We start from the raw sequence: 12,545 nt of genomic DNA, 5'->3' as shown, positions 1-12,545 counted from the left end.
TTCCTAGGAGCCTTCAATGCATTTCAGGAACATGAAGATCGGCATTCGCGCAGCCTGCGTGTTTGCCTTGTTGGGCATGCTGATCCTGACCATGGGGCTGGTCGCCCTGTATGAAACACAGCAGATGGATGAGTCCACGGATGAGATTCGCCTGACCTGGATGCCCACCGTCATGTCGCTCAGTGCAATCAACAGCAACCTGGGCCGTACGCGCGCCCTCACCCTGCGCGGTGCATTGGAAGAAGACGCCAGCGAGCGCACCCGCTACCTGAATACGATCCAGAACATCGAACGCGAATTGGATGAAGGCTTCGAGGCCTACGTGGCAACCATCGTGTCCAGTGAAGACCGCGCGCTTTTCGAAACGGCCCGCAGCGCCTACCAGCACTACCACGAGCTTCAGGAGACGGTCTTGGCCGAGCTTTCGGCCGGGCGCATGGACACTGCTCGCCAGCTGATCAACGGCCCGCTGACGGCGCGTGCCGAAACGATGATGCAAGCCATGTCCACGCTCATCGCCTTCAACGCCAAAGGCGCAGAAGCTGCCTCCCAGCTGAGCAGTGACGTGGCCGATGAGGCATTCGTGGCCATTATCACGGCATTGGTGGTGATCCTGCTGGCACTGGTGATGATCGCCTACCTGCTCACACGCAGCATCATCGTGCCGCTGGCCGAGGCCGTCACCGCCGCAGAGCGCGTGGCGGCCAGTGACCTGACCCAACCGATCAAGGCCCAGGGCCGCGATGAGCCCGCCTTGCTGCTGCAAGCCTTGGCCCGCATGCAAGCCAACCTGCGCCAGACCATTGCCCGCATCGCGGCCTCCTCGGACCAACTGGCGTCGGCGTCCGAAGAGCTGCACACCGTGACGGAAGACACCAGCCGCGGCCTGCACCAGCAAAGCGCAGAAATCGACCAGGCTGCCACGGCTGTCAACCAGATGACCGTCGCCGTGGAAGAGGTCGCCAGCAATGCCGTGAGCACGGCGGACGCGTCCAAAGGCGCAGACCGCACGACCCGTGACGGCCGCGATCAGGTCAACCAGGCATTGCAGTCTATCGAGCAGTTGGTCGCCGATGTCACCGGCACTTCGGCACAGGTGCAGCAGCTGGCCAGCAGCGCCAATGAAATCACCCGGGTGCTGGACGTGATTGGCGCTATCGCCGGGCAGACCAACCTATTGGCACTCAACGCCGCCATTGAGGCGGCGCGAGCAGGTGAAGCAGGCCGAGGGTTTGCTGTAGTGGCCGACGAGGTGCGCGCCCTCGCCCACCGTACTCAACAATCGACTGCGGAAATCGAACACATGATCGCGGGCATCCAGAACGGCACCGAACGCGCCGTGACGGCGATGTCCAGCAGTCAGGGTCGAGCGGCCGGTACGTTGGAGGTAGCGCAAGGTGCAGGGCGGGCGCTTGAGGTCATCGCCCAAGTCATCGCCTCGATCAACCAGCGTAACCTGGTGATCGCAAGCGCCTCGGAGGAGCAGGCTCAGGTAGCCAGAGAAGTGGATCGCAACCTGGTCAACATCCGTGATCTGTCCATGCAGACTTCGGCCGGGGCCAACCAGACCAGCGCAGCAGCGCAGGATCTGTCACGCCTGGCGGTAGACCTCAATGCCATGGTTGCGCAATTCAAGGTGTAATCCTCAGAAAGGGGCCGTCCAGCGGCCCCTCCACGTGGAGCCCTAGGCTCACTTGCTGACGCTGACCACGCGCCCCACGTTCTGCGCTGCCTTGCCACGGGTCGCCAGGCAGTAGTACAGCGGCACCGTCACGAGCAAACCGAACAGCCACGACAGGTCGGCCCCTTCGACGATGTTCGAGTAGGGGCCGACATACAGCGCAGTGTTGGCGAATGGCAACTGCACCAGAATGCCGCAGGCGTAGGCAATGATCGCGTGGTGGTTGAAGCGGCCATAGATGCCACCGTCGGCGCTGAAGATCGAGGCGATGTCGTACTGGCCTTTCTTGATCAGGTAGAAGTCGACCAGGTTGATCGATGCCCAGGGCACCAGCACCAGCAGAAGCGCCAGGATCAGACCGATGAACTGGCCGATGAAGTCGGCCGATGCATTGAGCGCGACCAGTGCGCAGGCCACCAGGATGACGCTGGCCAGGGCCACACGCACCTTGATGCTCGGCGTCCACTGGGCGAAGAACGTCTGAATTGCCGTCACGATCGAAAGCACGGCGCCGTACAGGTTCAGGGCGTTATGGCTGATGATGTTGAGCAGAAACAGCACCATCAGGATCGGCCCGAGCCAGCCGGTCGCCTGCTTGACGGCATCCATTGCATCGGTGCCTTCGGGCACGCATAGCACGGCGACTGCACCGAAGCTGAAGCACAGGATGGTGCCCAGGGTGGCGCCGAAGTAGGTCGCCCAGAATGGACGCGCGATGCCCACTTCACGCGGCAGATAGCGCGAATAGTCGGAGGTGTACGGCGAGAAGCTGATCTGCCAGATCGTACCCAGCGACACGGTGGCGATGAACCCGGACAGGTTGAAGGCGCCACGGCTGAAGAAGTCGCCCGGCAGTACCTGTGTGAACATCATGATGAAACCAGCCAGCAACGCCGAGCCCATGACCCAGGTGCCGATACGGTTCAGGATGTGGATGAAGCGATAGCCAACGATGCCAATGGCGGTGGCACTCAAGGCGCCGATCACGATCGCGCCGGGCATAGGGACCATGGGTGCGATGCCGTGGATCGTCTTGCCTGCCAGTACGATGTTGGAGATGAAGAAGCCCACGTAGATCAGCGCGGTGAAGAAAACGATCAGCAGCGCGCCGTAGCGTCCGAACTGCCCCCGGCTCTGTACCATCTGCGGGATGCCCAACTGCGGCCCTTGTGCAGAGGCCAGGGCAATCACCACGCCTCCGAGCAAGTGCCCCAGGACGATAGCGATCAGTCCCCATAGCAGGTTCAGGTTGAACACCTGGATCACCATGGCGCCGGTGACGATGGGCAGTGGCGCAATGTTGGTGCTGAACCAGAGGGTAAACAGGTCGCGCGCCTTCCCATGGCGCTCGGCAGGTGGAACGTAATCGACCGTGTGATTCTCGACAAACTGATGTTGCGACGACGGTTGGGACATGATTTTTAGCTCGAAAGGTCGTTTTTATCGTTGTAAGGAAACCGCATCTAGGCGGCCTCTCAGCTGAAGACCATATTATGGTATTCCAAGGTTTTGACAATACTGATCCGTATTTCAAATTGTCAGCTGATACGATTTAGCGAATACCGCAATTCGTTCGTTTACGCGTATACCCCTTGAACTGCGCGGCTTTGAACCATTCATCGCAGTGTTAGCCAAGCCGAAAAATGTGCTTGCAAAAAAGGTATTACGGTATACCATCAGACACATCAACGATAAAAACCGCGGCCCACCGCAGCTTTAAGAGGTACATCAGATGATCGACGCAACCGTCTACAAGAACGTCCTGGGTTCCTTCCCTTCTGGCGTTACCGTCATCACCACCCTGGACGACGACGGCTCGGTTGTTGGCTTGACCGCCAGCGCCTTCTCATCCCTGTCGATGGACCCTCCCCTGGTGCTGTTCTGCCCCAATTACACGTCCGACTCCTACCCGGTGCTGATCAAGCACAAGCGCTTTGCCATTCATTTGTTGTCCGGTAACCAGCAGGCCGAAGCCTATGCTTTCGCCAAGAAGGGCAAGGACAAGGCGGCCGGCATCGAGTGGTCGTTGAGCACGCTGGGCAACCCCATCCTCGCCGGCGCTACCGCCGTGATCGAATGCGAGCTTTGGCGCGAGTACGAAGGGGGTGACCACGCGATCATGGTCGGCAAGGTCCACAACCTGATCGTGCCGGAGCAAGCGCCGCTGCCGATGGTGTACTGCCGCGGAAAAATGGCCAGCTTGCCCGCGCTCGCCTGATCTCTGCACCGCTGAACGCACTTGGCGGGAAGCAATGTTCTGCTCGCCGCGATACCCGGCTTTACGCCGGGTGACACAACCAGTCCGAGGAATGCCCCCATGAAATTTTCGTTGTTCGTGCACATGGAACGTTGGGATGAACAGGTCAGCCACCGCCAGTTGTTCGAAGACCTCACCGAACTGACCTTGATGGCCGAAGACGGCGGTTTCAGCACCGTGTGGATCGGCGAACACCACGCCATGGAATACACCATTTCGCCAAGCCCCATGCCATTGCTGGCTTATCTGGCGGCGCGTACCGAGAAGATCCGCCTGGGCGCCGGCACCATCATCGCCCCGTTCTGGAACCCGATCCGCGTCGCCGGCGAATGCGCTTTGCTCGATGTGATCAGCAACGGGCGCATGGAAGTGGGCCTGGCCCGGGGTGCCTATCAATTCGAATTCGATCGCATGGCCAATGGCATGCCAGCCACCGATGGCGGCAAGGCACTGCGCGAGATGGTCCCGGTGGTACGCAAACTGTGGGAGGGTGACTACGCCCATGAAGGCGAGGTGTATAAGTTCCCGACCTCCACCAGCGTACCCAAGCCGTTCAATGCTACGCCGCCCATGTGGATCGCGGCCCGCGACCCTGACTCGCATAACTTCGCCGTGGCCAATGGCTGCAACGTGATGGTCACGCCGCTGATGAAGGGCGACGAGGAAGTGCTGGACCTTCGCAACAAGTTCCAGGCCGCCCTGGACAATAACCCCGACGTGCCTCGCCCACAATTGATGGTGCTGCGCCACACCCACGTGCACAGCCCGGCAGAGCCGGACGGCTGGAAGGTAGGGGCCAGCGCGATCTCTCGTTTCTACCGCACCTTCGACGCCTGGTTCGGCAACAAGACCACGCCGGTCAATGGGTTCCTGGAGCCCAGCCCGGAAGCGAAGTTTGCCGAAGTCCCTGCCTTCGAACTTGAGAACATCCGCAAGAACACCATGATCGGCACCCCGGAAGAAATCATCGCGCGCATCAAGTACTACCAGGAGCTGGGCGTCGACGAATTCAGCTTCTGGTGTGACAACAGCCTGCCCCACGCTGAGAAGAAAAAATCGCTGGAGCTGTTCATCAAGGAAGTGATCCCGGCGTTCACCTGAATCCCATTACCTGATTTCTTGCGGGACATGCCCGCTCGCGTGGGCCAATTGGCACCGCGCGAGCGGGTTTTTTTCAGCCCAACGTTAAGTGCTGCGCCGCTTGCTTGATACAGATGCGATGCAGACCTGCACATCAGCTCACCTTTCGTCCCGGCTGGATGAGAAAACACCACGCAGTGCTTGCAGAACAAATATTATGGTATACCATCAGACAACAAGATCTGATCACACCGTACAGGAGCCCCCCATGAGTTTTGAAATTCGCAAGATCGTCACCTACTCCGAAGAGACGCGTATCGAAGGTGGCAAGGCCACTGACAAGCCGGTCACCATGGTGGGCCTGGCGGTGGTCATCAAAAACCCTTGGGCTGGCCGTGGCTTCGTCGACGACCTTAAGCCCGAAATCCGCGCGCATTGCTCGGAACTGGGCGCGCTGATGGTCGAGCGTCTGACCGCCGCCATCGGTGGTGCCGACAAGATCGAGGCCTACGGCAAGGCTGCAGTGGTGGGCGCCGACGGTGAAATCGAACACGCTTCGGCCGTCATCCATACCCTGCGCTTCGGCAATCACTATCGCGAAGCCGTGCAGGCCAAAAGCTACCTGAGCTTCACCAACAAGCGTGGTGGCCCTGGCACGTCGATCCAGATTCCGATGATGCAAAAAGACGACGAAGGCCTGCGCTCGCACTACATCACCCTGGAAATGCAGATCGAGGACGCACCTCGCGCCGATGAAATCGTGGTAGTTCTTGGCGCTGCCGATGGCGGCCGCCTGCACCCGCGCATTGGCAACCGCTACATCGACCTGGAAGAACTGGCGGCCGAAAAGGCCAACGCTCAATAACAACAATCAAGCCGGGCCTGGGCGTGGCGATTCTTCCACCACGCCCGACCTCAAAGGAGCGCCCTCCATGATTCAGCCCGTCGCTGAACATACCCCCGCCGGCACCAGTTACCTGTCCGTCGGTCAGGGTCAACCCGTGGTACTCATTCACGGCGTGGGCCTGAACAAGGAAATGTGGGGCGGTCAGATCGTTGGCCTGGCCAACGACTACCGCGTCATCGCCTATGACATGCTCGGCCACGGCCAGAGCGCCTTGCCCCCGGCCGACGTCGGCCTAGAAGGTTATGCCGCCCAGTTGGCCGAGGTGCTCGATCACCTGCAACTGAGCCAAGCCATCGTCATCGGTTTCTCCATGGGCGGCCTGGTCGCACGTGCCTTCGCCCTGCACTACCCCCAGCGCATCGCTGCCCTGGTGGTGCTCAACAGCGTCTTCAACCGCAGCCCCGAACAGAGCGCCGGGGTCATCGCCCGTGCCGCTCAGGCAGCAGAGCTGGGCCCGGACGCCAATGTCGAGGCGGCACTGGACCGCTGGTTCAGCCGCGAGTACAAGGCGGCCAACCCGGCCCAGGTCGCTGCCATCCGTCAGGTGCTGGCCAGCAACGACCCACAGGGTTATCACACCACCTATTCGCTGTTTGCCACCCAGGACATGTACCGCGCAGGTGATCTGGGCAGCATTCAGGTGCCGACGCTGATCGCCACAGGTGAGCTCGATACCGGCTCTACGCCGGCCATGGCCCGCCAGCTTGCCGCCCGTATCCCGGGTGCGCACAGTGTGGTGCTGACCGAGCAGCGGCATATGATGCCGGTGGAGGCGCCGCGCGAAGTGAACAAGATGCTGCTGGACTTTCTCGCCAAAGCCCGCAGCCTGACCGAATCAGCCAAGGGGATTGTGGCATGACCCTCGTTCGTTTTCAGATGTGCATCGACGGCCAGTGGTGCGATGCACAAAGCGCCAAGACTTTCGACAGCCTGAACCCGGCCACCGCACAGCCCTGGGCACAGCTGCCGGACGCAGGCGAAGCCGATGTGGAGCTGGCGGTACAAGCCGCCCAGCGGGCATTCGAAAGCCAGGCCTGGCGGGGCATCACTGCCACGGCTCGTGGCAAGCTGCTGCGCCGTCTTGGGGACCTGATCGCCGAGAACAAGGAACACCTCGCCCAGCTGGAAAGCCGTGACAACGGCAAGCTGATCCGCGAGACCCGTGGGCAGGTAGGTTACTTGCCAGAGTTCTTCCATTACACCGCAGGCCTGGCCGACAAGCTCGAAGGCGGCACGCTGCCGTTGGACAAGCCGGACCTGTTCGCCTACACCGTGCATGAGCCTATCGGTGTGGTCGCCGGGATCATCCCATGGAACAGCCCGCTGTACCTGACGGCGATCAAACTGGCGCCGGCACTGGCCGCGGGCAATACCATCGTACTCAAGCCCTCCGAGCATGCCTCGGCGACGATTCTGGAGCTGGCGCGCCTGGCGTTGGAAGCCGGGTTTCCGTCTGGCGTTGTCAACGTGGTCACCGGCTACGGCCCGAGCACCGGCGCGGCGCTTACCCGTCACCCGCTGGTGCGCAAGATCGCCTTCACAGGCGGTGCGGCAACCGCTCGCCACGTGGTGCGCAGCAGCGCCGAGAACTTCGCCAAGCTGTCGCTGGAGCTGGGCGGCAAGTCGCCGAACATCATTTTTGCAGACGCCGACTTGGACAGCGCCATCAATGGTGCCGTGGCGGGGATCTATGCCGCGTCTGGACAGAGCTGCGTGGCCGGCTCGCGCCTGCTGGTGCAGGACGAAATCTTCGATGAATTCGTCAAGCGTCTGATCGAGCGTGCCCAGCGCATTCGCATTGGCAACCCCCAGGACGATGCCAGCGAGATGGGCCCTATGGCCACCGCTCAGCAATTGGCCGTGGTCGAGCAGCTGGTCGCCGCGGCCAAGGCCGAAGGCGCCAAGCTGCACCTGGGCGGTAAACGGGCCGAGGTCGATGGCGATGGCTGGTTCTACGAGCCGACGCTGTTCGAATGCGACAGCAATTCGATGAGCATCATGCAGGAAGAGGTGTTTGGCCCGGTGGCGGCTGTCATCCGTTTCAAGACCGAGCAAGAGGCGCTGGCGATTGCCAACGATTCACAGTTCGGCCTGGCCGCTGGTATCTGGACCCGCGACCTGGGACGTGCCCACCGCCTGGCGCGCGACGTGCGCTCGGGGATCATCTGGGTCAATACCTACCGCGCCGTGTCTGCCATGGCGCCCATCGGTGGGTTCAAGAACAGCGGCTACGGACGCGAAAGTGGCATCGACTCCGTGCTGGCCTACACCGAGCTGAAAACCGTGTGGATCAACCTGTCCACCGCCCCCATGCCCGACCCCTTCGTGATGCGCTAGGAGGTAATACCGATGATCGAACCCGGCATCTACAAAGACGTGATGGGCTCCTTCCCCTCCGGAGTGACGGTCGTCACCACCCTGGACGCCGAGGGTGGCATTGTCGGCATCACCGCCAGTGCCTTCAGCGCACTGTCGATCGACCCGGCGCTGGTGCTGTTCTGCCCTAACTACGCCTCCGACACCTACCCGATCCTGCGCGACAGCAAGCAGTTCGCCATTCACCTGCTGTCGGCAGGCCAGACGGCTGAAGCTTATGCCTTCGCCGGTAAAGGCAAGGACAAGGCCAAGGGCGTACAGTGGCACCTGAGCGCCTTGGGCAACCCGCTGCTGGACAATGCCACGGCGATCATTGAGTGCGAGCTGTGGCGAGAGTACGACGGCGGCGACCATGCCATCATTGTCGGTGCCGTGAAAAACCTGGTACTGCCCGCCGAGCCGATGACGCCCATGGTGTACCACAAAGGCAAGCTGGGCGCCCTGCCCCCATTGGGCTAAGGCCCGCCTTTTCCAGGGGCCGCGCTGGCGTCTCACCCTCGTTTGCGCCCCCTGTTCTATTTCGGAGTAGCGTGCATGAGCAATGAAAAGTACGAAAAAGGCCTGCAGATACGCACCCAGGTCCTGGGCGAAGACTATGTGAACCGGTCAATCCAGAATGCCGACGCATTCACCCAGCCGTTGCAGGAACTGGTGACCGAGTACTGCTGGGGCCATGTCTGGGGCCGCGAAGGCTTGTCGCTCAAGGAGCGCAGCATGATAAACTTGGCCATGATTTCGGCACTCAACCGGCCACACGAGCTCAAGCTGCACATCCGCGGCGCCTTGCGCAACGGCCTGAGCCGCGAGCAAATACGCGAGATTCTGCTCCAGGTCGGCATTTATTGCGGCGTCCCGGCGGCGGTGGACAGTTTCCGCCTGGCCCGGGAAGCGTTCGCCGAGGCCGACGCGGAGTCCACCCGTTAACACCGGGCTGTTCGTACCCACGCAAGGAGCACCCAGGGCCGTGGTGCCCCGTTTCGGTCGTGGCCGGGCAGCCTTATTCAGAGCGCACTCGATGAAACGCCAGCCACTGGACGACAGCTTCAAGGTCAATCGCAACCCCGTTACCCTGCGCGAAATCGTGCTCGACAAACTGCGCGGCGCGATCATGAACTTCCACCTGCTCCCAGGCGATCGCCTGGTCGAGCGCGACCTGTGCGACCGCCTCGGCGTCAGCCGCACGTCCGTGCGTGAAGCCCTGCGCCACCTGGAATCCGAGGGCCTGGTGGAGTTCGCCGATGCCAAGGGCCCGCGTGTTGCGATCATCACCCTTGAAGATGCGCGCGACATCTATGAGTTGCGGTGCGTACTCGAGGGCCTGATCGTGCAGCTGTTCACGCTCAATGCCAAGGCCAAGGACATCCGCGCGCTGGAACGAGCCCTGGCCGTCAACCGTGAGGCGTTGGAGGAAGGTGAGCTGCAGCAGGTGCTCGAGTCGGTGCAAGGATTCTATGACGTGCTGCTGGAAGGTTCAGGCAACCAGGTTGCGGCGCAGCAGCTTCGTCAGTTGCAGGCGCGCATCAGCTACCTGCGTGCCACATCGGTATCCCAGGCCAACCGCCGCGGAGCCAGCAACCTGGAAATGGAAAAGATGGTCGAGGCCATCAAGAGCGGCGACCCGCTGGTAGCCCACCAGGCCTCGGTGGATCACGTGCGTGCCGCGGCCAAGGTTGCCCTGGATTACCTGCGCCAGAAACAAGACGACAATGCCAAGGTTCGCGATATCGTCGCCCCCCTGGCCCTCAAGGAACCTCGCATAGGCCGCTGATCATGCCCATTGCTCCCCGCTACTGCCCTCATTGCACCACGACGCTGGCCCAGGGCACGCCTGCGGGAGACACCCATGAGCGGCTGCACTGCGCCAGCTGCGGCTACATCCATTACATCAACCCCAAGATCATTGCCGGTTGTATCATCGAGCGCGACGGTAAATACCTGCTGTGCCAGCGCGCCATCCCCCCTCGCCCCGGCACCTGGACGCTGCCGGCAGGCTTCATGGAAGCGGGCGAAACCACCGAGCAGGCGGCGCTGCGCGAGGTGTGGGAAGAAAGCGGCGTACGGGCAGAAATCGTCTGCCCCTACTCCATTTTCAGCGTGCCGAAGATCAGCGAGGTCTACATCATCTTCCGCGCCTTCGTCACCGAGGAAACGGGCCAGTTTGGCCCGGAAACCCTGGCCTATCGGTTTTTCGAGCCAGAGCAGATCCCGTGGGATGACATCTATTACCCCGCTATCCGGCAGATTCTCGAGCGATACATTCTCGAGCGTCAGGCCGGTGTCTACGGGATCTACACGGGCAACGATGACGTCGGCAAGGTGCATTTCATTCGCTGACTGGCCAAGCGCCATAAAACGCTCGCCAATCTTGCCTCAAGGGTGCACCCTAGAGCCCCCTGTTTCAATGATCGGCAGAGTAGATGGCGAAGTGGCTAGCAGGCGGCGGCGCGATGGCCGACCGTATTCTTGGGCATGACTGGGCGTGCACCTCGTTAGGTCCGCTGGAAAACTGGCCCGATACCCTCAAGACCACCTTGGCGCTGTGCCTGGGCTCGCACTTTCCACAGGCTGTGCTGTGGGGGCCCGATCTGCTGACCTTTCACAACGATGCCTTTCTTCCGATTCTAGGGCGCAAGCCGGTGGCGCTGGGAGTGCCGTTTGCAGAGGTCTGGCAGGAGGCATGGGACGATATCCGCTGCATGGCCGACAGGGCCTTCAAGGGCGAAGCGGTCTACATCCAAGACTTCCCCCTGGTCATCGACCGTAATAGCGGACCGGAGCGTGCCTACTTCACGTTCTGCTACAGCCCTATCCGTGACTTGCAGGGCAATGTGCTTGGAATGCTCGATACCGTTACCGAAACCACGGCGACCGTGCTCGCCAACCAACGGTTGGCATTTCTGGACGAGCTCGGCCGGGCAGTGGCCCAAGCGGTTGATCCTCAGGAGATCATGGCGACGACCACACGCCTGCTCGCCAATCACCTGGGGCTATCAGGTTGTACTTACGCGGTCATGCAATCCGACGATGATACCTTTACGGTCTGTGGCGAAGCGCTGACCGACGCAAGCCCCTCATTGATCGGAGAGCATCGCCTGCGAGATTTCGGCAAGCAGGCGAATGAACGACTGCGCAGCGGTCTGGCATTGACGCTCGATGATTGCAGGCAGGAACTTCCCGATTCTGAGGCGGCTGTGTTTGCAGCCCTCGGGATCGCCGCCACGTGCTGTGTGCCGCTGATAAAAGGCGGGCGGCTTACCGCCTTGATGGCGCTCAACAGCACGTCGGCGCACGCGTGGACCGAATATGAGCGGGCGTTGCTCGGTGATGTGACCGAACGCAGTTGGGCACATATCCAGCATGCCCAATCCACGGGCGAAACGCAGGCCGCCCTGCTGGCGCTCGAGGCGCTCAATACGAGCCTGGAGCAACACGTACGGACCCGCACTACGCAACTGCTGCACACCGAAGCGGAGCTGCGCCAGGCCCAGAAGCTTGAGGCCATCGGCCAGCTTACAGGTGGTGTGGCGCACGATTTCAACAACATATTGACCATCATTCATGCCTCGCTGCACTTCTTGCAGCGTCCAGGCCTGGACGACGACCGACGCATGCGCTATCTACGCACCATGGTCGAGACGGTCGAGCGCGGCTCCAAACTGACCGGCCAGCTGCTGGCATTTGCACGGCGCCAGGCCTTGAACCCGCAGGTGTTCGACGCAGCGGCGCGGCTGGCAGCCATGGCCGACCTGTTCGACACCGCAGCAGGCGCCAGCATTGACGTCGAGCTGGACTTGCCCGCTTCGCCGTGCCATGTGCGCGCCGACGTTAGCCAATTGGAAACGGCGGTCATCAACCTGATGCTCAACGCCCGCGATGCCATGGCTGCGGTGGGCGTCGTGCGCATACGTCTCGAAGCCCACCAGCACTTACCGGTAGGCCGCGATGAGGTCCCCGATCCGTGCGCGTATGCTGCCATTTCTGTAACCGACACGGGCGTTGGCATCAGTACGGAGCTCTTCGAGCGTATATTCGACCCCTTTTTCACCACCAAGCCTGCCGGGCAAGGCACTGGTCTGGGCTTGTCCCAGGTATTCGGTTTCGCTAAACAGTCCGGCGGGGATATCAAGGTCAGCAGTGTTCAGGGCCAGGGGACTACCTTCACCCTCTACCTGCCGCAACAGTCGCCCGCCGCCTTGCTGGAGCAAGAGCAGATGTGCAGCCTGCAAAAAGGCTGATGCTGGCGT

Annotated in this window: 12 protein-coding genes; 11 read left to right on the top strand and 1 reads right to left on the bottom strand. The window is 61.6% G+C overall.

Annotated elements, in window-relative coordinates; genetic code table 11:
• Positions 1-16 precede the first annotated feature (16 nt).
• Positions 17-1,642, top strand: a complete 1,626-nt coding sequence (locus tag CRP40_RS15055) for a methyl-accepting chemotaxis protein (protein ID WP_027914831.1) — start codon at positions 17-19, stop codon at positions 1,640-1,642.
• 48 nt (positions 1,643-1,690) lie between these two features.
• On the opposite strand, the gene CRP40_RS15050 is transcribed toward CRP40_RS15055, so the two are convergent.
• A complete protein-coding gene (locus CRP40_RS15050) occupies positions 1,691-3,097 on the bottom strand; it encodes a cytosine permease (RefSeq protein ID WP_027914830.1) in 1,407 nt (468 codons plus the stop codon).
• A gap of 316 nt (positions 3,098-3,413) precedes the next feature.
• Here CRP40_RS15050 and CRP40_RS15045 point away from each other — a divergent pair, with 316 nt between their 5' ends.
• The 10 genes from CRP40_RS15045 to CRP40_RS15000 all read left to right on the top strand — a co-directional run bounded on the left by CRP40_RS15045 (position 3,414) and on the right by CRP40_RS15000 (position 12,536).
• The gene (locus CRP40_RS15045; RefSeq protein ID WP_027914829.1) at positions 3,414-3,899 is read left to right on the top strand and encodes a flavin reductase family protein; all 486 of its coding nucleotides are present in this window, start codon (positions 3,414-3,416) and stop codon (positions 3,897-3,899) included.
• 99 nt (positions 3,900-3,998) lie between these two features.
• On the top strand, positions 3,999-5,039 hold the full coding sequence (locus CRP40_RS15040; protein WP_027914828.1) for an LLM class flavin-dependent oxidoreductase: 1,041 nt from the start codon (positions 3,999-4,001) through the stop codon (positions 5,037-5,039).
• A 247-nt stretch (positions 5,040-5,286) separates the two neighbouring features.
• A complete protein-coding gene (locus CRP40_RS15035) occupies positions 5,287-5,883 on the top strand; it encodes an amino acid synthesis family protein (RefSeq protein ID WP_023535107.1) in 597 nt (198 codons plus the stop codon).
• Between the two features lie 67 nt (positions 5,884-5,950).
• On the top strand, positions 5,951-6,784 hold the full coding sequence (locus CRP40_RS15030) for an alpha/beta fold hydrolase (RefSeq protein ID WP_027914827.1): 834 nt from the start codon (positions 5,951-5,953) through the stop codon (positions 6,782-6,784).
• Positions 6,781-8,262, top strand: coding sequence for an aldehyde dehydrogenase (locus tag CRP40_RS15025; protein ID WP_027914826.1), 1,482 nt, complete (start codon positions 6,781-6,783; stop codon positions 8,260-8,262). The genes CRP40_RS15030 and CRP40_RS15025 overlap by 4 nt, the downstream gene beginning before the upstream one ends.
• A 12-nt stretch (positions 8,263-8,274) precedes the next feature.
• Positions 8,275-8,760 (top strand): flavin reductase family protein, encoded by a 486-nt coding sequence (locus CRP40_RS15020; RefSeq protein WP_027914825.1) that lies wholly within the window; start codon positions 8,275-8,277, stop codon positions 8,758-8,760.
• 75 nt (positions 8,761-8,835) lie between these two features.
• On the top strand, positions 8,836-9,225 hold the full coding sequence (locus CRP40_RS15015; protein ID WP_023535056.1) for a carboxymuconolactone decarboxylase family protein: 390 nt from the start codon (positions 8,836-8,838) through the stop codon (positions 9,223-9,225).
• Positions 9,226-9,316: 91 nt separating this feature from the next.
• Positions 9,317-10,069: a GntR family transcriptional regulator gene (locus CRP40_RS15010; protein WP_023535134.1), complete on the top strand. Its 753-nt coding sequence runs from the start codon at positions 9,317-9,319 to the stop codon at positions 10,067-10,069.
• Positions 10,070-10,071: 2 nt separating this feature from the next.
• Positions 10,072-10,635: an NUDIX hydrolase gene (locus CRP40_RS15005; RefSeq protein WP_027914824.1), complete on the top strand. Its 564-nt coding sequence runs from the start codon at positions 10,072-10,074 to the stop codon at positions 10,633-10,635.
• A gap of 83 nt (positions 10,636-10,718) precedes the next feature.
• Complete coding sequence (locus CRP40_RS15000) at positions 10,719-12,536, top strand: ATP-binding protein (RefSeq protein WP_027914823.1); 1,818 nt, start codon at positions 10,719-10,721, stop codon at positions 12,534-12,536.
• The last annotated feature ends 9 nt before the right edge of the window (positions 12,537-12,545 follow it).

The organism is Pseudomonas sp. URMO17WK12:I9, assembly GCF_900230165.1.
In the GTDB taxonomy this organism is placed as follows: domain Bacteria; phylum Pseudomonadota; class Gammaproteobacteria; order Pseudomonadales; family Pseudomonadaceae; genus Aquipseudomonas; species Aquipseudomonas fulva.
Note: the sequence above shows the minus strand (reverse complement) of the source record. Positions and strands in the feature narration are given on the sequence as shown.